Origin of the sequence: Corynebacterium sp. HMSC072G08, from assembly GCF_001809185.1 — a bacterium.
GTDB lineage: Bacteria > Actinomycetota > Actinomycetes > Mycobacteriales > Mycobacteriaceae > Corynebacterium > Corynebacterium phoceense.
Genome location: NZ_KV796427.1, coordinates 23,427 through 41,629, shown reverse-complemented (window position 1 = coordinate 41,629; position 18,203 = coordinate 23,427). Strand labels below are relative to the sequence as shown.

Annotated in this window: 19 protein-coding genes; 6 read left to right on the top strand and 13 right to left on the bottom strand. The window is 63.6% G+C overall.

Annotation, left to right across the window (positions count from 1 at the left end; translation table 11 throughout):
• Positions 1-41 precede the first annotated feature (41 nt).
• From HMPREF2559_RS13000 to glf, 7 genes are all read right to left on the bottom strand, one after another.
• Positions 42-191 carry a hypothetical protein gene (locus tag HMPREF2559_RS13000; protein ID WP_154666878.1) on the bottom strand — a complete coding sequence of 50 codons (150 nt, stop codon included), beginning with the start codon at positions 189-191 and terminating at the stop codon, positions 42-44.
• 307 nt (positions 192-498) lie between these two features.
• The gene (locus tag HMPREF2559_RS07295) at positions 499-1,104 is read right to left on the bottom strand and encodes a three-helix bundle dimerization domain-containing protein (protein WP_066493531.1); all 606 of its coding nucleotides are present in this window, start codon (positions 1,102-1,104) and stop codon (positions 499-501) included.
• 116 nt (positions 1,105-1,220) lie between these two features.
• A complete protein-coding gene (locus HMPREF2559_RS07290) occupies positions 1,221-2,120 on the bottom strand; it encodes an ArsA family ATPase (protein WP_141628694.1) in 900 nt (299 codons plus the stop codon).
• Entirely contained in the window at positions 2,114-2,356 is a 243-nt protein-coding gene (locus HMPREF2559_RS07285; RefSeq protein WP_066493527.1) for a cory-CC-star protein, read from the bottom strand. Before HMPREF2559_RS07285 ends, HMPREF2559_RS07290 begins: the two co-directional genes overlap by 7 nt.
• A gap of 6 nt (positions 2,357-2,362) precedes the next feature.
• Entirely contained in the window at positions 2,363-4,087 is a 1,725-nt protein-coding gene (locus HMPREF2559_RS07280; protein WP_066493525.1) for a carbon starvation CstA family protein, read from the bottom strand.
• Positions 4,088-4,207: 120 nt separating this feature from the next.
• Complete coding sequence (locus HMPREF2559_RS12995; protein ID WP_154666880.1) at positions 4,208-4,357, bottom strand: helix-turn-helix domain-containing protein; 150 nt, start codon at positions 4,355-4,357, stop codon at positions 4,208-4,210.
• A 338-nt stretch (positions 4,358-4,695) separates the two neighbouring features.
• Positions 4,696-5,892 carry a UDP-galactopyranose mutase gene (glf, locus tag HMPREF2559_RS07270; RefSeq protein WP_066493521.1) on the bottom strand — a complete coding sequence of 399 codons (1,197 nt, stop codon included), beginning with the start codon at positions 5,890-5,892 and terminating at the stop codon, positions 4,696-4,698.
• Between the two features lie 144 nt (positions 5,893-6,036).
• Between glf and HMPREF2559_RS07265 the strand changes: the two genes are divergently transcribed.
• Complete coding sequence (locus HMPREF2559_RS07265; RefSeq protein ID WP_070540120.1) at positions 6,037-7,950, top strand: N-acetylmuramoyl-L-alanine amidase; 1,914 nt, start codon at positions 6,037-6,039, stop codon at positions 7,948-7,950.
• Between the two features lie 48 nt (positions 7,951-7,998).
• Here HMPREF2559_RS07265 and glpK read toward each other — a convergent pair whose 3' ends face one another.
• Genes glpK through serS form a run of 4 tightly spaced genes read right to left on the bottom strand, consistent with a single transcriptional unit; the run spans position 7,999 to position 12,468 of the window.
• Positions 7,999-9,453, bottom strand: a complete 1,455-nt coding sequence (gene glpK, locus HMPREF2559_RS07260) for a glycerol kinase GlpK (protein WP_070540117.1) — start codon at positions 9,451-9,453, stop codon at positions 7,999-8,001.
• Positions 9,453-10,274: a Cof-type HAD-IIB family hydrolase gene (locus tag HMPREF2559_RS07255; protein WP_066493515.1), complete on the bottom strand. Its 822-nt coding sequence runs from the start codon at positions 10,272-10,274 to the stop codon at positions 9,453-9,455. Before HMPREF2559_RS07255 ends, glpK begins: the two co-directional genes overlap by 1 nt.
• Positions 10,275-10,278: 4 nt before the next feature.
• Positions 10,279-11,202 carry a lysophospholipid acyltransferase family protein gene (locus tag HMPREF2559_RS07250; protein WP_066493513.1) on the bottom strand — a complete coding sequence of 308 codons (924 nt, stop codon included), beginning with the start codon at positions 11,200-11,202 and terminating at the stop codon, positions 10,279-10,281.
• Between the two features lie 6 nt (positions 11,203-11,208).
• The gene (gene serS, locus HMPREF2559_RS07245; RefSeq protein ID WP_066493511.1) at positions 11,209-12,468 is read right to left on the bottom strand and encodes a serine--tRNA ligase; all 1,260 of its coding nucleotides are present in this window, start codon (positions 12,466-12,468) and stop codon (positions 11,209-11,211) included.
• Positions 12,469-12,569: 101 nt separating this feature from the next.
• Here serS and HMPREF2559_RS07240 point away from each other — a divergent pair, with 101 nt between their 5' ends.
• Genes HMPREF2559_RS07240 through HMPREF2559_RS07230 form a run of 3 tightly spaced genes read left to right on the top strand, consistent with a single transcriptional unit; the run spans position 12,570 to position 14,702 of the window.
• A complete protein-coding gene (locus tag HMPREF2559_RS07240) occupies positions 12,570-13,310 on the top strand; it encodes a GntR family transcriptional regulator (RefSeq protein ID WP_066493509.1) in 741 nt (246 codons plus the stop codon).
• A 27-nt stretch (positions 13,311-13,337) separates the two neighbouring features.
• On the top strand, positions 13,338-14,354 hold the full coding sequence (locus HMPREF2559_RS07235) for a septum formation family protein (protein WP_066493508.1): 1,017 nt from the start codon (positions 13,338-13,340) through the stop codon (positions 14,352-14,354).
• Entirely contained in the window at positions 14,355-14,702 is a 348-nt protein-coding gene (locus HMPREF2559_RS07230; protein WP_066493507.1) for a metallopeptidase family protein, read from the top strand.
• On the opposite strand, the gene HMPREF2559_RS07225 is transcribed toward HMPREF2559_RS07230, so the two are convergent.
• Both HMPREF2559_RS07225 and pheA read right to left on the bottom strand, forming a co-directional pair.
• A complete protein-coding gene (locus tag HMPREF2559_RS07225) occupies positions 14,699-15,331 on the bottom strand; it encodes a histidine phosphatase family protein (RefSeq protein WP_066493505.1) in 633 nt (210 codons plus the stop codon). The genes HMPREF2559_RS07230 and HMPREF2559_RS07225 overlap by 4 nt on opposite strands.
• A gap of 11 nt (positions 15,332-15,342) precedes the next feature.
• On the bottom strand, positions 15,343-16,233 hold the full coding sequence (gene pheA, locus HMPREF2559_RS07220; RefSeq protein ID WP_066493503.1) for a prephenate dehydratase: 891 nt from the start codon (positions 16,231-16,233) through the stop codon (positions 15,343-15,345).
• A 19-nt stretch (positions 16,234-16,252) separates the two neighbouring features.
• Here pheA and HMPREF2559_RS07215 point away from each other — a divergent pair, with 19 nt between their 5' ends.
• Complete coding sequence (locus tag HMPREF2559_RS07215; RefSeq protein WP_066512952.1) at positions 16,253-17,389, top strand: amidase; 1,137 nt, start codon at positions 16,253-16,255, stop codon at positions 17,387-17,389.
• Complete coding sequence (locus HMPREF2559_RS07210) at positions 17,386-18,096, top strand: CPBP family intramembrane glutamic endopeptidase (RefSeq protein ID WP_066493499.1); 711 nt, start codon at positions 17,386-17,388, stop codon at positions 18,094-18,096. Before HMPREF2559_RS07215 ends, HMPREF2559_RS07210 begins: the two co-directional genes overlap by 4 nt.
• The last annotated feature ends 107 nt before the right edge of the window (positions 18,097-18,203 follow it).

Below are 18,203 nucleotides of genomic sequence, written 5' to 3'. Positions count from 1 at the left end.
AAGCCCCGGCTTTTTAGGGCACCGAGGCTTCCCCGGTGAGACTAGCTAGCCAGCCACTGATCGATTGCGACGATCAGGTAATTGGCTGCCAGCGTCCCGAGGGTCTGGGTTGCGATTGCACCAACAATCGCGATCCAGACCTTCTTCTTATTATTGCCGCCACGCGGGGGCTCCAAGTCAGAAGAGGACATCCATCTCACCTCCCTTCATCAGGTAGGCGGAACCCGATCCCTCCGACAGAAACTGCCTGGACAATCGGCCCCCGACCCCCATATATGGCGGTGGAGACCGCTCGGGAAACCCGAACCAACAGCACCGTCAAAAGGGAAGCACTTACGCGCTCGCCGACCACATTACCGGAGCACAATAGTCCACGAGATGTAATTCAGAACGGCCTCGGTTCGACCCCGAAAGCAGGGAGACTTTCTGCCCCAAGAACGCACAACCCGTGGCCGCGTTTGTGCGGTCACGGGTTGTAATGCAGCTACAAGGCGCAATTTAGACGTTGACGGGCGCGTCCTCAGAAATCGGCTCGATGCCGAGCTTGCCCAGCATGTAGAGCACGCGGGCCTCGAGGTCGTCCGCGAGCTCGCGGGTTTCCTCGACGGTGGTGGCGGGCTCGATGTCCCAGATCTTGATGTCCTTGCCAGCCTCGTCGCGCTCAAGGTCGCGGCCAAGGTAGACGATGTAATCCGGCATGGCGACGGTGCGTACCTCATCGAGGTAGCGGGCCGGGTCCTCGCCCAAGCCACGCTCGCCGAGGACGTGCGCCATGTGGGAATCCGAGAGGTTCTCTGGGTGCGTGACAGCAGCATCGACATACAGCGCATCGCCCGCGCGCTTCTTGGTGAGCGCGACAGCAGCGGCAGCCAGTGAAGGATCCACACCAGACGCGAAACGAACGTGCACGCGGTGCTGGCCAAAGTATTCGGAGATCTCGCGCTCGACCATGACCGGAACAAACTCGTCGAGCGTCGCGCGCTTGAGGTGGCGAGCGATAACCTCATCCAGCTTCGAGTCAATCTCTTCCGCGGAGAAGCTATGGCCGTAGGACTCGTGAAGGTCCTTGCGCAGGGTATCGAGGGCATTCTGGATGTTGAGCATGATTATTCACCCACTCACTTTCTTATCTCGTTAACCTACTGTTAACTTTAGCAAGGGTAATGGGAGTGGTCAAATAGTGGGAACCAACCCAGCAATTCGTGTCATGAAAGTTTGAGCTATCGCTGCAGGTAGGTCGCTATCTCTTCAAGTGCCTCGGGCGAGCCAACTTCATAATCAAGCAGCGGAAGCTCAGTGACGGGCACGTCAGGCAACGCCGCGCACAGCGTCGCGAGCGCTTCTTCCTCCACCGCGCGCCGGCCAGGCAGCGCCGCCGGAGATCGGCGGTTAATGAACAACCCTCCCACCGGTATGCGATGCTCGGCGAGCTCCGCGTAAAGCTCAATGGTCTCCATGACCGGCAGGCGCTCGGCCGTGAGCACGATATTGAAGGTCGAGGACCGCAGCGCGTCACGCAGATGCGCGAAGCGCGTGCGGCGGCGATAAAGGATGGAACGCAACTCCGCGTCACGGCGCTGCGACTTGGTCTCGCCACCGAGCGAGCCGACGACGTCCGCGAACTTATCCGCTTTATCGCGGCGCTTGAGGAGACCATCCGTCCACGCGCTCATGAGCTCGGGCAACGCCATGAGACGCGCGGTATGCCCGGACGGAGCGGTATCAAAGATGATGTGATCGTAGGAGCCCTCGTGGTCCTCGATAAGGACGGCCATCTGCTCGAGGAGCGCAGCTTCATGCGTGCCCGGGGAGGCTGCGGCAAGCTCCAGATGCTTATCGACTTCCTTATGGAGGCGCTCCGGCATGTGGGCGCGCATGGTCTCCCCCGCCTGCGCGAGGTGAGCGCGGGTCGCCTTCTCCGGGTCCAGCTCCACGAGGTCGAGGTTCTCGCGCACCGTCACAGGTTCCGGACCGATCTCCTGATGCCACAGGTGGCCCAGATTGTGGGCAGGATCGGTGGAAACAACGAGGACGCGTTCCTGCTTCGAGCGGCCCAGCGCGTAGGCATTCGACAACGTGGTTTTCCCCACGCCGCCCTTGCCGCCAAAGAACGTTAGCAACAGCTCATCCCCTCAATCGGCGACCGATCCATGCCCATGCGTGTATGCCATTCGTGCAGGTCTTCGTAGATAACCGGGAGCAACTCAATCGTGTAGAAGCTCGCCGGATTCGGGATGCCCAGCGCCTCGGAGAGAACCAGGAGACGAAAGAAGTCGTCCTCGTCCCGGCGCGCCCGGGAGAACTCGCGCCGGTACGGCGCGGCGTAGAACTCTTTGAGCAGACTGGTGAGGCTCATACAGACTTAGGCCACCGGGGCATCGGCAGTCTGACGCACCGGATGCGGCGCGTCCGTGTCCTCGTCACTCCACTCGACGGGCGGGGCCTTGCGTGCCGCAGAGACGGCGCCGATAACCTCGACGATGACCCACACCGCAGCAACAACGATGACGACGTCCATAGCGAAGAGCAGCCAGTTCTGGGCAGCCCACAGCGTGCCCAGCTGCTTGACTGCAGCCCACAGAGACATCGCGGTAACGAAGACGAGCGGGATGGCGACCGGCCACGTGGGGCGGCGCAGATGCGTGAGAATGACCGTGATGACGGCGAGCGAAAGACCCGCCATGAGCTGGTTCGTAGTACCGAAGAGCGGCCAGATCGTCATGCCGCCGGAACCGTCCGCGCCTTGCGAGAAGGTGAGGGCGAAAGCGATGCCCACCGCGATCGACGTTGCGCCGAGGGCACCAATCTTGAAGCCCATGATCTCGCCGATCTCCTGGACGACGAAGCGCTGGAGGCGCACGCCGGAGTCCATTGTCGTCGCCGCAAAGAGGACGGCCATGGTCGCAAGGATGGTTGCGGACAACGAGGTGGAAATACCCAGGCCCTCGTTGATGAGGTTGCCGCCGCCCTCAACGAAGGCGGACACACCGCCGGCGTTCCACTCGGAGTAGATCTGCTCCCAGTCGGCGAGCGTCTTGAAACCGGAGGTCGTGGCGATAATGGTGCCCAGTGCAAGAAGGCCCTCGCCGACGGCACCGAAGTAACCAACAAAGCGAGCGTCTGTCTCCTTATCGAGCTGCTTCGACGACGTGCCAGAGGCAACCATGCCGTGGAAGCCGGAAATCGCGCCGCAGGCAATGGTAACGAAGAGCAGCGGGAAGATACCGGGTGTTTCCGCCGGCAGGTTGTCGCGCAACGCCGGTGCGACGACGTCGGGCGCGGTGAAGAGGAAGGAAGCGTAGAGGATGCCCAGGCCGATGAACAGCTGTAGGCCGTTGATGTAGTCGCGCGGCTGAAGCAGCATCCACACCGGCAGCAGCGAGGCGATAAACGCGTAGACGAACAGAACGATGATCCACACGCCGTTCGCCGGGATGCCGAGAACGGTCTCCGGCAGCACGATGGGGAAACGATCACCGATGATCATGAGCGTGTAGAGCGCAACGACGCCCACAACAGAAACGAGCGGCAGCGACCACTTGAGACGGTAGATGGCCTGGCCCACGAGGAGCGCGACGATGATGGCGCCCCACGTCGGGATAACGGAGGTCGGCGTCGAAACCAGCAGATTGGAGATGACCACACCGAAGGCGGTGTTCACCATGAGCAGGAGGAGGAAGATGACGACCAGGAAGAGGTTGCGGCCACGCGCACCGATGTAGCGCCCGGAGAGCGTACCGATGGACTGGCCGCGGTGGCGCTGGGAAGCCCACAGCGCGCCGAGGTCATGCATACCCGCCATGAAGACGGTGCCGATGGTCACCCACAGGAAGGCCGGTAGCCAACCCCAAATGACGGCGACGGCCGGGCCGATGATGGGCGCCGCACCCGCGACCGAAGTGAAGTGGTGACCCCACAGCACGTACTTATTCGTCGGCACGTAGTCGACGCCGTCCTCCATGGTGTGGGCAGGCGTCTTATAGCTATCGGAGAGTCTATAGATTCTTGAGCCTAAAAATTTTGAGTACAAGAAGTAGCCGACGGCCATCATCGAAAGACCGATGGCCATAAGGATGAGAGAGTTCATACCAATCCTCCGTGTGCTGCGGTTCACATTAATTGGGAGGATTATGGCACATCACGAGATGGGGCGCCATCGCGCGTGAGTGATGGGGGTATTTTCCACCCATCACGCGAACCGCTACCGTTATTTCGGGCTGCGCAAAGGCTCGGTGCATACAAGTTCGCCGGCTTCCACCATCTCGTTGAGCACACGACGAATACCGCCCACCGATATGCCCGCCGCCGCGAGCTCACGACTCGATGCCGTCACATGTTCCTGCACATAGTCGATCACAGCATCCCGAGACTTCCCTCCGCTTGCAGCAGCTCTCTCCGTCCTCGTCACGTCGCGCTGTGGGAAGACAAGTTCACACGCCGTCAGAGAGTCACGCGGTTCTGGCGGCGGCAGCACATGCCGCAGAAGTTGATCAAGGATTTCGATACAGCCGGTTGCACGATGAAGTGCCCCGCCGTGCGTGTGTTTATCCCCGCAGTTCAGAACGACTAACTGCGCGCGAAAACGGCACACCCCACAACACAACACTGCACACAACACTCAGCACGTGCGCGTGTTGTGTTGAGTGTTATGTGCAGTGTTAAAGGTCGAAGCTTCGCGACCTCAGCGGAGGAGACTTAGTGACCGCGCTCCTGCTCAAGGGCTTTGCCCTCATTCCAGAACGGTGCCAGCTTGTTGTCGAACATGGACAGCGCCGAGGCGATGGCCATGTGCATGTCGAGGTACTGGTACGTGCCCAGGCGGCCGCCGAAGAGGACTTGATTGTCCTTAGCCTCGGCCGCCGCGCGCTTGCGGTAGGCCCCGAGCTTGGCGCGGTCCTCCGGGGTGTTAATCGGGTAATACGGCTCGTCGCCGGACTCGGCGAAGCGGGAGTACTCCTTCATGATGACCGTCTTATCGGTCGGGTACTTATCCGCGCGCTCCGGGTGGAAGTGACGGAACTCGTGGATGCGGGTGTAATCCACGTCCGCATCGTTGTAGTTCATGACCGGGGTGCCCTGGAAGTCGCCGGTAGGCAGAACCTCGAGGTCAAAATCGAGCGTGCGCCAACCGAGCTCGCCCTCGGCGTAGTCGAAGTAGCGGTCGAGGGGGCCGGTGTAGACGACGGGTGCGTCCGGATTGGCGGCACGGATGTCGTCGCGAACTTCGAACCAGTCAGTATCGAGGCGGACCTCGATGTTCTCGTGGTCAGCCATCGCGTGCAGCCACGCGGCATAGCCATCGACGGGCAAACCCTCGTAGGTGTCATTGAAGTAACGGTTGTTGAAGGTGTAGCGCACGGGCAGGCGCGTGATATTGCCGGCCGGCAGCTCCTTCGGATCGGTCTGCCACTGCTTTGCGGTGTAATCACGGATGAAGGCCTCGTAGAGCGGACGGCCGATGAGCGAGATGGCCTTCTCTTCGAGGTTGGTGGCTTCCTCCGGGGAGAACTCGCCGGCCTGCTCGGCGATGAGCGTGCGGGCCTCGTCCGGGGAGTAGTAGCGGCCGAAGAACTGGTTGATAAGGCCCAGGCCCATGGGGAACTGGTAGGCCGTGCCGTCGTGCATGGCAAAGACGCGGTGCTGGTAGTCCGTGAACGACGTGAACTTATTGACGTAGTCCCACACGCGTTTATTCGAGGTGTGGAAGAGGTGGGCGCCGTACTTGTGGACCTCAATGCCGGTCTCGGGTTCGGGCTCGGAGTAGGCGTTGCCGCCCAGGTGGTTGCGGCGCTCGACGATGAGCACCTTTTTGCCCAGCTGCGAGGCAGCCCGCTCGGCGACGGTGAGGCCGAAGAAGCCGGATCCAACAACGATGAGGTCATAAGAAGTCATGGCTCCCAGCTTAATGGGAAAAGGCTCAAAGAAAGGCAGCGGCGTGTCGCAACAGAGTTCACACTTTTATCAGCTTTAACATTGGCCCCAAACGTGTACTCTCGTCGCGGCAGCATGCTGCGACCAATCCGAGGAGTCCTCACCGTGCAGTTACGACGTATCAATAGACGCCAGCGTTCCGTGTGGACGCCGGTAGCCGCCGTCATCGCGTCCGTCTCCGTGTTTGCCGCCGCAGCCTTTGGCGGCCACGACATCCTCAAGACGCAGGAGATCGGCTCTGGTCCGATTGACCCGGCGGTCAACTCGGCGTCTTTCGCCGATGGCGCCACGACCGTTGTTGACGATCCGGCCATCGCTTCCCAGGGCGAGGGCGACGGCCCGCGCGCGGTGAAGGAATTCCACCGCGACGAGGCCTTCTCCCAGTTCGCGCTCACGTGGTCCGGCGAGCGCGATATCGCCGCGTTCGTCCGCGCGAAGCAGCCGGATGGCTCGTGGTCCGAGTGGTACGACGCCTCGCCTATCGGCAACGAGAGCAGCAACGGCAAGACCGGCACGGAGCTCATCTATGTGGGCCAGACCAATGACGTCCAGGTCTCCGTGGGCAACGTCGACCTCTACCAGGACAATAACGACAGCATCCTCGACCAGGCAGCGAATACCATCAACCCGTTGCTCACCAACGTGGGCGATATCGCGCCGGTCGCGGACACCATGCCCAGCGACCTCGACGTCGTCTTCATCGACGGCAAGGCGCAGTCCGGCATCGCGCCGGTCGCAGACTACCGCGACGCAGGCATGCCGTCCGTCGTCTCCCGCGCAGGCTGGGGCGCCAACGAGGGCATCCGCTGCCAGCAGCCGACCGATGACGGCTACGTCAAGGCACTCACGCTGCACCACACCGCGGGCTCCAATAGCTACACGCAGGCAGACGCCGCTGCGCAGGTGCGCGGCATCTACGCCTACCACGCCCAGACCCTGGGCTGGTGCGACATCGGATACAACGTGCTCGTGGACAAGTTCGGCACCATCTACGAGGGCCGCTACGGCGGACTCGACCGCGCCATCCAGGGCGCGCACGTGGGCGGCTTCAACTCCCACAACTGGGGCATTTCCATGATCGGCAACTACGAGACCGCGCAGCCAAGCCAGGAGATGCTCGACTCCGTCGCCTCCATCGCTGGCTGGAAGGCCGCGAAATCCGGCTTCTCCCCGTCGTCGACGACCTCGCTGACCTCCGGTGGCTTCAACGGTGCGCGCTACGCCGCGGGCCAGACCTACACCGGCCCGGCCTTCATGGGCCACTCGGATCTGCACTACACGCAGTGCCCGGGTGCGAATACCATTGCCCGCTGGGACGAAATCCGTGCGAAGGCGACGACGAAGTACAACGCCATCAAGAACGCCGGCGGCGCTGCGGATGACCTCAACATCAACGACGGCATCAATGACGGCTGGGACGAGTCCCAGGCGCAGGAGAACAACACGAGCTCGGATCACTCCTCGACTCCGGAGACCCCGAACTCGAATGCCACCTCGTCTATCGGCGGCACCGAGGTTCCCATGTCCACCATCGAGGCGATCATCGGCATCGCAGCGGCACTCATCGGCATCGTCGCAGCCTCGAACGTCGACGGCATGAAGGTCGATCAGAAGGCCGAGCTCGCCGGCGGCATCACCGTGGGCGAGGTCCCGAATATCGTGTCGAAGGTCATCGCCGTGACCGGCAACGAGGGTCTGGCCGAGACGTGGACCGCGGTCCTCAACGCCTTCGGCCCGGTCCTCGGCCTGCCCGTGGGCGGCCCGGACCTCAAGGACGTCGACTCCCAGCTCGTCTCCCAGCTGTTCACCAACGGCGTCGTCCTGTCCAGCAAGGACACCGGCACCCACGCGCTCGTGGGCGATATCGCTCGGAAGTGGGCCGAGAACCCGGAGGCATTGGGCCTGCCCACCTCAGACGAATACAAATCCGCAGACGGCACGACCATCCGCGTTGACTTCCAGGGTGGCTACATTACGTTTGACCCGACCAGCGGCCAGGCTCAGGTCTTCACCAAGTAAGACGCACACGAAAAATACGCCCCTCGGGGCGCATTTTTTATGCGATATTTAAGCCCAGTCCAGACTGCGCTCCACCGCGCGCTGCCAGTCGGCAAAGATGTCGTCCCGGTTGGCCTGCGGCTCCCACGTCTTATCCGGGGCAACGAGTCCCTCGAGTTGCTCGAGGTTTTCCCACACGCCAGCGCCGAGCCCTGCGGCGAACGCAGCGCCAAGCGCAGTGGTCTCAATCTCGCTCGGGCGCGTAACCTTCGCGCCCATAATGTCAGCCTGCAGCTGCATGAGGAGGTCGTTGGCGACCATGCCGCCGTCCACGCGCAGCTCTGTGAGCGCAACGCCCGAGTCCGCGACCATCGCCTCCACGACCTCGCGGGTCTGGAAACACGTGGCCTCGAGCGCGGCGCGCACGATGTGCGAGCGGTCCGCGAATCTGGTCAGGCCCACAATCACCCCGCGCGCGTCCGGCCGCCAGCGCGGAGCAAAGAGCCCGGAGAAAGCCGGCACGATGTACACCCCGCCGTTGTCCTCCGCTGCAATGCTTTCCGATGCCGCCGCCGTCGGAATCATCCCCAGCTGGTCCCGCAACCACTGGATAAGCGCGCCGCCTACGGCGACGGAGCCCTCGAGGGCGTAGGTGGGGGCGACATCGGAAAGCTGGTACGCGACGGTGGTGAGCAGGCCGTGGTCCGAAAAGTGCGGCTCGGCGCCGGTATTGTGCAACAGGAAGAGCCCGGTGCCGTAGGTGTTCTTCACCTGTCCCGGGGTAAATCCGGCCTGGCCGAAGAGCGCAGACTGTTGGTCGCCGAGCACACCCATGATGGGCACGCGGGAGAGCGTCCCGCGGTGTCGCACCACGCCGAAGGCGCCGACGGAGGGGAGGATGTGGGGAAGCATCTGGACCGGAACCCCCACCTCACGGCAGAGGTCCTCGTCCCACTCGAGGGTATTCAAGTCCATGAGCAGCGTCCGCGACGCATTGGTCACGTCCGTCGCGTGGATCTCGCCATCCGTGAGATTCCACAGGAGCCACGCGTCGATGGTGCCGGCGAGCAGTTCGCCGTTCTCGGCGCGTTGCCGGGCCCCCTCCACGTGGTCGAGGATCCAGGCAATTTTGGGCCCTGCCGGATAGGAATTCGCGAGCAGGCCGGTCTTCTTGTGCCATTTATCGGCGGGCTCGTGGCGGCCCGCGGTACGGGTGTCCTGCCAAACGATCGCGTTATAGATAGGCTCGCCGGACTCCTTGTCCCACACCACTGCCGTCTCGCGCTGGTTGGTAATGCCGAGCGCGGCGACATCCGCCGCGGTGATGTCGAGCTCCACCATCGCCGTGGAGACGGCGCGGCGCGTGTTGTCCCAGATCTCGCGCGGATCGTGCTCAACCCAACCCCGGCGCGGAAGGATTTGCTCGTGCTCGTACTGTGCAGAGGCGACGATGTGCCCCTCCTCGTTAACGAAGACGCAACGCGTCGAGGTGGTCCCCTGGTCGATGGCGGCAATCAGCGGCATTAGAACCAGCGCTCCAGCACTGTGGCCACCCCGGCTTGATGGTTCGGGGTCGTCACTTCGTCGGCCGCCTCCTTCACAGCGTCCGCGGCGTTGCCCATGGCCACGCCACGTCCAGCCCAGCGCAGCATCTCAATGTCATTGGGCATATCGCCAAACGCGATGGTCTCGTCTTGTGCGACGCCGTAGTGATCCGCGAGCCAGGTAAGCCCCGTGGCCTTGGTGATGCCCGGCGCGGCAATCTCGAGGATGCCCTCGTCCATGGAGAAGGTCACGTGTGCCTCATCAGGATCGACGTGCGGGGCAATGAGCTCATAGAGCTCCCGCGAGCTGTACTCCAGGTTGCGCAGAATGAGCTTGACGCAGGGGACCGAAATAACTCCCTCCGTCGTATCCTTCTTGAACTCCCCAAATAGATCATCGTCGCCGTAGGCGGGATCCACGACGAAGAGTTCCGCCACGTTGTCACGGGTCGACGTGCCAGCGCGCTCGGCGCCCACGGCGATGCCCCCGTAGCGCGCCATGACGGACTGCGCGGTCTCGACGATGGTGGTAAGCGTCTCCGGCTGCAGCTCATGAGCGAGGACCACCTGATCTGCCGCGGAGTCGTAAATGACGGCCCCGTTGCTCGTCACGCAGAGCGGACGCACAGGAATCTGTTCGAGCACCGGCGCGATCCACCGGAACGGACGGCCCGTCGCCAACGCGAAGTGGGTTCCGGATTCGACCGCGCGCGCCACGACGTCGCGGGTGCGCTGCGTGACGCGGTGGTTGGGATCGAGGAACGTTCCGTCGATATCGCTGGCGATGAGCCGTGGGATCACTTTTTTAAGTTTCCTTCTTCAGACGGCGCCAGGCGCGTCGCACCCGGCGGGCGAGCCGCTTATCTTCCTTGATTTCCTTCTGTGCGGCGGCGCGATGGGCCTTCTCCGCGCGGGCGCGGGCCTTGGCCTCGCGCTCGGCATGATCCATGCGGTTGGCTTCATCGAGGGTCGGCGCGGTGCCGCCCATCGCGGCCGGGCGCCAGTCGAGCCCGTCCTCGAACGGGCCGTACTCCTTGTCGTATCGGGTACGGACCTCCGAGAGCAGTGCCTGCATCGCGGCCTTGAGCGTCGCGATGTCGGTGTCCGGGTCCCCGGTCCTAGTAATGGGCTCGCCCACCTGGATGATGACCGGCGTCTTGGTGCGGCCGAGGTGCTTCTCGCCGCCCTTCGTCCATATGCGCTGGGAACCCCACGTCACCATGGGAATGAGCGGCACGTCTGCGGTCGCGGCGATGCGCGCCGCACCGTTCTTGAAGTCCTTGAGCTCGAAGCTGCGGGAGATCGTGGCCTCCGGGAAGATCGTCACGAGACGACCGGAGCGCAGGTGGAGCACGGCGGCATCGATAGACGAGGCACCCGCCGAGCGGTCCACCGGTACGTGCTTCATCGTGCGCATGAGCCAGCCCACGACGGGGACATCGAAGATTTCCTTCTTCGCCATGAAGCGGGTGAGGCGACGCCCGCGGATATACGGCGGGATTTGGCCAAAAATGAAGTCGTAGTAACCCGTGTGGTTCATCGCGAAGAGCGCGCCGCCGAACTGCGGGACATTCTCCGCGCCGTAGACAGAAATCTGGATGCCCTGCGCCCGCATGATCCGGTTGAGAACAGCAATAATGCCCTGGTAGACCGGCTCGCCCGCCTCAGCGTGGCGCGGGAGCTTCTCAAGCGAGACTGGGACGTGGACGAAACCTTCGCGAATATCCATGGTGCCCTACTTCACCGGCGTGAGGACGTCCTTGCCCACGAACGGGCGCAGCGCCTCGGGCACGACGACGGAGCCGTCAGCCTGCTGGTGGTTCTCCAGGATGGCAACAAGCCAGCGGGTGGTCGCAAGCGTGCCGTTAAGGGTCGCGGCGAACTGGGTCTTGCCGTTCTCGTCGCGGTAGCGGGTGTGCAGGCGGCGGGCCTGGAAGGTCGTGCAGTTCGAGGTGGAGGTGAGCTCGCGGTACGTCCCCTGGGTCGGGACCCACGCTTCGTTGTCGAACTTGCGGGCAGCGGACGATCCAAGATCGCCACCGGCGATGTCGATGGTGCGGTACGGCAGCTCCATGGCTTCGAGCATGGACTTTTCCATGTTCAGCAACTGCTGGTGCATGTCCTCGGCCTCTTCCGGCTTGCAGTAGACAAACATCTCGAGCTTGTCGAACTGGTGGACGCGGAGGATGCCGCGGGTGTCCTTGCCGCTGGCGCCGGCCTCGCGGCGGAAGCAGGAAGACCAGCCAGTGTACTTGAGCGGGCCGTCCTTGAGATCGATGATCTCGTCCTTGTGGTAGCCCGCGAGCGCGACCTCGGAGGTGCCGACGAGGTACAGGTCATCCGCTGGGAGGTAGTAAATCTCGTCCGAGTGCTGGCCGAGGAAGCCGGTGCCGGCCATGATCTCCGGACGCACGAGCACCGGCGGGATCATGAGCTGGAAGCCAGCCTCGCGTGCCTTCTGCGCGGCGAGCATAAGCATGCCCAGCTGCAGGAAGGCGCCGTCACCGGTGAGGTAGTAGAAGCGCGCGCCGCCCACCTTGGCGCCCCGCTTGATGTCGAGGAGCCCCAGGGACTCGCCCAGCTCCACATGATCCTTCGGCTCGAAGTCGAAGGTGGGAATCTCGCCGACCTCCTCGATGACGATGAAGTCGTCCTCGCCGCCGGCGGGTGCGCCCTCGACGACGTTGGAGAGCTTGTACTGCAGCTCGGTGACCTGCTCCTCGGCCGCGACCTGCTCGGCCTCGGCTTCCTTGACCTTGGCCTTGAGCTCGTTCGAGCCCTCGAGAAGGGCTGGGCGCTCCTCCGGGGAGGCCTTACCGATCTTCTTGCCAAAGGCCTTCTGCTCGGAACGCAGCTCGTCGGCCGCGACGATGGCGGCGCGGCGGCGCTCGTCCGCAGCAATGAGGGCGTCGACCAGCGACGGATCCTCGCCGCGGGTGACCTGGGAGGCACGGACAACGTCTGGGTTTTCGCGGAGGAACTTGAGATCAATCACGCAACAATCCTAGCGCATAGGGACTTTCACCACGGCTTACGCTCGCCACGGGGGCGACCACCCCCTTGCCTGGTTATGACCACCGGCCTAAAATACATGACATGAACATCCCAGCACGCATCATCGAGGACGGCCCCATCCCGAAGCATGCGCAGCTACGCGATATTTTGGCGGAGCTGTGCCACACGCAGCTCAAACCTGGAGATATGTTGCCCGGGGAGAGGCTCTTGGAAGAAACCTACGGCGTCTCCCGCATCACGGTCCGCCGCGCGATTGGTGATCTCGTCGCCGCCGGGCAGCTGCGGAGGGTCCGCGGTAAGGGCACCTTCGTCGCCCCCAACCCGCTCGTCTCCCGCCTGCACCTCGCATCCTTCTCGGATGAGATGGGCGCCCAGGACGTGGAGGCTTCCTCGAAGATCCTGCTGGGCGGACGTTCGCCAGCGCCGGACGAGGTCACGGAGTTCTTCGGAACTCCGGCGGGAACCCCGCACACGCACCTGCGGCGCCTGCGCCTGGGCGACGGGGAGCCGTATTCCATCGATGACGGTTGGTACAACTCCACGTACGTGCCCAATCTGCTGGAGAACGACATCTACAAGTCCGTCTATCACATTCTCGACACGGACTTTCAGGTACCGATTACGGAGGCGGACCAGATCGTCACAGCCGTCGCCGCGGATCCGGAGGTCGCACAACTACTCGATGTCGAGCCCGGCACGCCGCTGCTCCACATCATTCGGTACTCGCGCTCGGGCGATAAACCGGTCGAGTGGTGCTCCTCGGTCTACCGCACAGACCGCTATCACCTCTCAGCCCGCGTCGGACGTGCGATGGAAGAGTAACCGGGCGAGTGTAAACTACGCAGGTATATGAGTAGCCGACAGACTTTCCGCGCCCTCCGGAGCGCCACCGCCGTCAACACTGTATTGATAGCGGCGGCGGCCTCCGCCGTCTTCGTCGGCTCCTACGGTCTCTTCGGAGGCGAGACCACGACCAAGACGCACGGTGCCGCCGCAGCCTCAAGCTCGGCAGAGGTCGCCGCAGAGCTTGCCCCGTTCACCACGGCGGACGCGGGCTCGTGCCTGAACTGGGATATCGACGCGCAGGGGAAAGTCTCGAATTTCTCGCAGACTGACTGTTCGACAGAGCACCGTTTCGAGGTCGCCGCGCGCGAGGATCTGTCTGTCTACCCCACAAGTGAGTTCGGCGAAAACGCGCAGATGCCCAACCAGGAGCGCCAGGCGCAGCTGCGCGAAGAGCTCTGCCACGGCGCGACGCTCGCGTACGTGGACGGCCGCTTCGATCCGGCGGGCAAGTTCTCCATCGCGCCCATCCTGCCGCCGGCGGAAGCCTGGGCGCAGGGAGACCGCACCATGCTCTGCGGCCTGCAAACCACGGATGAAAAAGGCGTCGCACAGCCTTTTAGCGGACGCGTCGTCGAGGTTGACCAAGCGAATATCGCGGAGCCTGGCGCGTGCCGCGCCATCGGCGACGACCAGGTGCTGCGCACGGTCGACTGCGCCGAGCCGCACCAATTGGAGACGGTGTCCATCGTGGACCTGTCCCAGCAATTCCCACAGGGCACGCCGTCCATCGACGACCAGAACAAGTTCCTCTCGGAACGCTGCACCCAGGCGGTCGAGGATTACCTCGGCGGCGAGGAAGCGCTCTACCAGTCCACGCTGCAGCCCTACTGGGGCTCGCTCGCGGAGTCCTCGTGGAACGGCGGATCGCGCTCGGTCAACTGCTCGCTCATGCACGTGAACAGGCAAACGAAGACCTTCTCCGCCATCACGGGTTCGGCGAAGAATGGCCGCGAATCCCTCACCATCGACGGCGCCACCCCGGCCGCGCCGCCCACGCGTAACCCGCTGCGGAACCCGTAGATGTATTACGTGGAGGACGAGCGCTTCGATGAAATGGTCGAGGCAGCGCTGGACAAAGTGCCCGAAAATTTCGTGGCGCGCATGCGCAACCTGGCGATTCTCGTCGAAGACTACAACGAGGAGTCGCCCCACATCCTGGGTCTCTACGAGGGCGTCGCGCTGCCCGAGCGCACGTTTGACCACACGGGCTACCTGCCCGATGCGATATTCATTTACCGTCGCGCGCTCCAAGACTGGTGCAATTCAGAAGAGGAACTTGAGCACCAAGTCATGGTGACCGTCTTCCACGAACTGGGGCACTACTTCGGCATCGACGACGAGCACCTGCACGAGCTGGGCTGGGGTTAAAGCTCGAGGTCGGCCCAGCGCTCCAGCGTCCATTCCCCAAACCGCCCCGTCGGCTCCATGACCGTGAAGCGGCAGTTGGGCATGTAACCGGTGAAGGCGAAGTCTGGATCCACGCCGCAGGCATGCGTCGTCACGGTACGGATGACGGCGCCGTGCGAAAAGACAACAACGTCCGAATCGGATCCGACGACCGACTCCAGGATGGGCTGGTAGCGCCCCAGCACGTCACGCAGCGTTTCGCCGCCTTCCATGCACGCATTCATATCCCCGGTGAGCCAGCCGCGCAGGGCGAAGGTATAGGCATCACGCGTCGCATCGGTTCCGGACATCTCGTGGATACCGGCGAGGATTTCATGGAGCCCCGGCGTCGGCTCGACGGGCAACGTATACGGATCCCAGCCGCGCGCTTCCTCGAAGGCGCGCGCCGCCGCCATCGCCGTTTGCTGCGTGCGAATCGCGATGGATGAAAGGAAACGCGGAACCCCCTCAATGAGATCCGCCAGCTCCAACCCCACCGCGGTGGCTTGGTCGCGGCCGCGCGGGGTGAGTTCCGCACCCGGCGGGCGGGTGTCCATGAGGTGCTCGACGTTAGAGAATGTCTGCCCGTGACGCACGAGGTAGATACGCATACCCCGGAAGTTTATTGGCCCCGGCGCGCCCGCGCTACCCATTCGTCTGCGGCCGCGAGACGACGGCTCGAGTCCAGCTCCTGCGCCGCGGGCCACGAGCCGACGAAGACGAGCTCCTCCGTCCGCAGCCACAGGGCACGCAAGGCCTCAGCGACGGGTTCGTCCTCGATATGCCCCACAAGATCCGCGTAGAAGCGGTACGTGCCGAACTCTCGTCGGGTGGGACGGGACTCGATGCGCGTGAGATCCACGCCGCGAATCGCAAACTCCTCGAGCGCGCCCACCAACGAGCCTGGTTGGTTGGGAAGCGTAAAGACGACAGACGTGCGGTCGGAACCGGTCGGGGAAGGCGGAGCCGCGGGCGCACCAACAAGAAGAAACCGCGTCGTCGCGCCGCGCACGTCGGCCACGCCCGATTCAATGATCTCCAGTCCATAAATCTCCGCCGCGCGCGCCGGTGCTGCAGCGACGTCGGCCTCACCCTGCGCGACCATCTCCGCGGCCGCGGCGTTGGAGGACGCCGGGGTAAAGGCGGCATCGGGAAGCTCCTGCGCGATCCAGCTCCGCACCTGCTGGTACGCGACCGGATGCGTCGCAAACTTCGCTCGATCCCGCGACCCCGGGCGCACCATAATGGCGAACTCGACGGGAAGATCGACCTCTCCGAAGACCTGGACTCGCTCATCAGACTCGACGAGCGCGTCAAAGGTCGCCGTGACGGCGCCATCCACGGAGTTCTCGATCGCGACGACGGCGTACTGGGCAGCACCAGAGCGCACCGCTCCCAGCGCTTCGGAAGGGGAACTAACCGGAAGCCCCGTCACCTCCCCCAGATCAAACTGCAGGAGGGCGGCTTCCGTAAACGTCCCGGCAGGGCCCAAATACGCGACTGTCGTATGCATAGCGATTACCCTAACACCTATGGATTTTTCCCTTGGACAGTTACGCCAGGACCTTCAGGGCCTTACCCCCGAAGAACATGGCTTTACCTACCTCGATCTGGATCGGAGCCCCACAGCGTCCGGTCGCCTCGACGGCTGGGTGCTCTCCGCAAAGGATCTGGCGGACGTCAAGGGTATGCGCACGACGCTGGGACATATCGATCGGGCGTACACCGCCACTGCGACGGATCCCTTCCTTGCGCAGCTGGAGTCCGAAGGCGCTGTCATTATCGGCAAGTCCGCTGCACCCGAGCTCGGACTCATGGTCGACACGGAGCCCATCGGGCTGCCACATCCGGATAACCCTCTCTGGCCTGGCCGCACCCCGGGCGGCTCCTCCGGCGGTGCGGCGGTCCAGGTGGCACGGGGCCTGCTCCGTGCCGCCCACGCCGGCGATGGCGGCGGCTCTATTCGCGTTCCCGCAGCAGCCTGCGGAGTGGTCGGATTTAAACCGGGTGGGGACTCACTCGCGGTCGACGGCTTCATCACCCGCACCGTTGCCGATGCCGCCTTCCTCCACGACATTCACCCGCTTGTCCCCCGCGCGCGGATTGGAGTGCTCACCGAGCCGCTCTTCATCGACACCCGCGTCGATCCCGTCATGCTCGAGGCGGTCCGCGAAGCAGAAAAGCGACTGCGCGCCCGCGGCTTCGACGTCGTCCACATCGGAAAATATCCGCAGGCAAACACCACTTTCGAGTCCTTCCGCCACATCTTCACCTCGCATCTGGCGAACCTCGACGAGGCCGAAGGCTACGTGGACTGGATCCGTGCGCTCGGGCGCCGGGTCTCCCCCAAACAGCTCGCCCTGGCGAAGAAGCATGGGACGGCATTACAGGAGATCCTCACCCTCCAATGGCGCGTCGACGCGATTGTCTCCCCCATGCTCGCGTTCGACCCACCACGCCACGGCACCTTCCGCGCATTGCCCCACGAGAAGAACTTCGAGGAACAAACTCGCTGGTCGCCGTGGGGTTCTCTTTTCAATGTTGCGCATCTCCCCGCAATCTCCGTCCCGTGGGCCCTCGATAATCACCAGCCCGTCGGCCTCCAGCTCGGCGCGATTACCCTTTCCGAGCCCGAGCTTCTCGGCCTGGCCACGGTGCTCCACCCATGAACCGCGTCCGCTCCGAGATCCTCATCGTCCTTGCGGTCACCTTCGGCATGTCCGGGCTCCGCTCGCTGCTCCGACTCGTCGATGGCCTCCTTAACCCAGCGCCGTTGTCCGAACAGTCCGTCACCCTCAACGCTTCCCAATCGGACCTGGCGTGGCTCGACATCGCTCTCCAGCTATGTTCCGCCGGGGTCCTCTTCGCCTGGGGCGCGCTCGCCCTCTTCCTCCTTCAACGCTCACTCCCCCGGCCCCAGCTTTCCGATGCCGCCTCCTCCCCCGCCCTCGCCCTTCTTATCGGCGTCCCAGGGCTCGCGCTCTATATCACCGCCCTCCACTTCGGGTGGACCAAAGAAGTTGTCCCTACGGATTTTAATAATCCGTGGGTCGAGGTCCCCACGCTCCTCGTGTGGTCTGCCGCCAACGCCTTTGCCGAGGAGACCGTCGTCGTCTTCTGGTTTATCTCACGATTGCGGCAACTGCGGATTTCGCCGTGGGCAGCGATCGCTGCCTCGGCGGTGCTGCGCGGCTCCTACCACCTCTATCAGGGGGTATCGGCAGGCTTCGGCAATCTCGCCATGGGTCTCATTTTCGGCTACTACTTCCACAAAACCGGCAAGGTATGGCCACTTATCATCGCGCATTTCCTTATCGATGCTGTCGCCTTCGTAGGCTACGCCTTCCTGCCCAGCCTCGACTTCCTGAGAATCTAGCGCTAAACCCCGACCACATCTACACCGATAAGACCGGCTCTGGCATGTGTGGCGATACCCTGCGTCTGCGCTAGTCCCGTTCCCGAGGAGGCGCGCGGTATCCTGTT

Bases quoted from the DNA above. Each gene is read 5' to 3' on its own strand.
- HMPREF2559_RS07215 (WP_066512952.1), top strand. From the start codon at position 16,253: ATGGATTTTTCCCTTGGACAGTTACGCCAGGACCTTCAGGGCCTTACC.
- HMPREF2559_RS07225 (WP_066493505.1), bottom strand. From the start codon at position 15,331: ATGCGTATCTACCTCGTGCGTCACGGGCAGACATTCTCTAACGTCGAG.
- pheA (WP_066493503.1), bottom strand. From the start codon at position 16,233: ATGCATACGACAGTCGCGTATTTGGGCCCTGCCGGGACGTTTACGGAA.
- HMPREF2559_RS07250 (WP_066493513.1), bottom strand. From the start codon at position 11,202: ATGGATATTCGCGAAGGTTTCGTCCACGTCCCAGTCTCGCTTGAGAAG.
- HMPREF2559_RS07210 (WP_066493499.1), top strand. From the start codon at position 17,386: ATGAACCGCGTCCGCTCCGAGATCCTCATCGTCCTTGCGGTCACCTTC.
- HMPREF2559_RS07295 (WP_066493531.1), bottom strand. From the start codon at position 1,104: ATGCTCAACATCCAGAATGCCCTCGATACCCTGCGCAAGGACCTTCAC.
- glpK (WP_070540117.1), bottom strand. From the start codon at position 9,453: ATGCCGCTGATTGCCGCCATCGACCAGGGGACCACCTCGACGCGTTGC.
- HMPREF2559_RS07280 (WP_066493525.1), bottom strand. From the start codon at position 4,087: ATGAACTCTCTCATCCTTATGGCCATCGGTCTTTCGATGATGGCCGTC.
- HMPREF2559_RS13000 (WP_154666878.1), bottom strand. From the start codon at position 191: ATGTCCTCTTCTGACTTGGAGCCCCCGCGTGGCGGCAATAATAAGAAG.
- glf (WP_066493521.1), bottom strand. From the start codon at position 5,892: ATGACTTCTTATGACCTCATCGTTGTTGGATCCGGCTTCTTCGGCCTC.
- HMPREF2559_RS07285 (WP_066493527.1), bottom strand. From the start codon at position 2,356: ATGAGCCTCACCAGTCTGCTCAAAGAGTTCTACGCCGCGCCGTACCGG.
- HMPREF2559_RS07240 (WP_066493509.1), top strand. From the start codon at position 12,570: ATGAACATCCCAGCACGCATCATCGAGGACGGCCCCATCCCGAAGCAT.
- HMPREF2559_RS07230 (WP_066493507.1), top strand. From the start codon at position 14,355: ATGTATTACGTGGAGGACGAGCGCTTCGATGAAATGGTCGAGGCAGCG.
- HMPREF2559_RS07235 (WP_066493508.1), top strand. From the start codon at position 13,338: ATGAGTAGCCGACAGACTTTCCGCGCCCTCCGGAGCGCCACCGCCGTC.